Source organism: Streptomyces sp. WG5 (genome assembly GCF_049974565.1).
Classification (GTDB): domain Bacteria; phylum Actinomycetota; class Actinomycetes; order Streptomycetales; family Streptomycetaceae; genus Streptomyces.
This window is the reverse complement of sequence record NZ_JBNGGC010000143.1, coordinates 1-933: the sequence shown is the minus strand read 5'-3', so window position 1 is coordinate 933 and position 933 is coordinate 1. Positions and strand designations below refer to the sequence as shown.

Here is a 933-nt window from a genome sequence, read left to right as displayed (position 1 = left end):
TCGCCGATCGCGTTCGAGGCGGTGCAGAAGTTCGATGCCATCTTCGCGCTGGAGCGCTCGATCAACGACATGTCGCCCGCGGAGCGCGTGGCCGCGCGCCGCAAAGACGTCGCGCCGCTGGTGAATGATCTGATCGAATGGATGAAACGGGAGCGGGCCAAGCTGTCGCACCACAACGAGGTGGCCAAGGCCATGAACTACATGCTCAAGCGTGTCGACGTGTTCACGCGCTTCCTCGAGGATGGCCGCATCTGCCTGAGCAACAACGCAGCCGAGCGCGCGCTGCGCGGAATTGCCCTTGGCCGTAAGTCGTGGCTGTTCGCCGGCTCCGATCGCGGTGGCGACCGTGCCGCGGTCATGCTAACGCTGATTCAAACGGCCAAGCTCAACGACGTCGATCCGCAAGCCTGGCTTGCCGACGTACTGGCGCGCATCAACGATCATGCTGCTCTCCGGGTGCATGAGCTTCTGCCGTGGAATTGGCGAAAGCCCATGCCGAGCCGCGCTGAAGCAGCCTGAGCCAAGACGAGATATGAGATCATCCGGCTTGTCTGCGGCAGAAAAATCGGCAGTGACCACCGCCTGCCAGCACCTGATCGATGACTTCCTGAAGCCCCGCTTCCTGCCGGCCATCCGGCAGACGCAGTTCAACTATCCCGTCGACATCCTCGGCAAATGGCACGGCACCAAGTATCGCTTCATTCAGCGCTACCGCTCCGGATTCCCGGAGAATCTCGGCGAAGAGTTCGACGCCCCCTTCGCCCGCCTCGACTGGATCAGCCGCGACCGCTTCAACCTCCAGTGGCACCGCCACACCGGAGAATGGTTCTGCCTGTATCGCGGCCTCACCCGCACCGAGGCGATCGACGCCCTAAAGTCCGACGGGCTGTTCCATCCCCATTGAATACCAAAGCCAATTACCCGCGGTCCTCA

Annotated in this window: 2 protein-coding genes; both read left to right on the top strand. The window is 62.4% G+C overall.

Going from position 1 to position 933, the window contains the following annotated elements; genetic code table 11:
• A partial coding sequence (locus tag ACP4IX_RS36275; protein WP_426558920.1) for an IS66 family transposase occupies positions 1-519 on the top strand: 519 nt, incomplete at its 5' end.
• 52 nt (positions 520-571) lie between these two features.
• Positions 572-904, top strand: a complete 333-nt coding sequence (locus ACP4IX_RS36270) for a hypothetical protein (protein ID WP_426558918.1) — start codon at positions 572-574, stop codon at positions 902-904.
• Positions 905-933 lie beyond the last annotated feature (29 nt).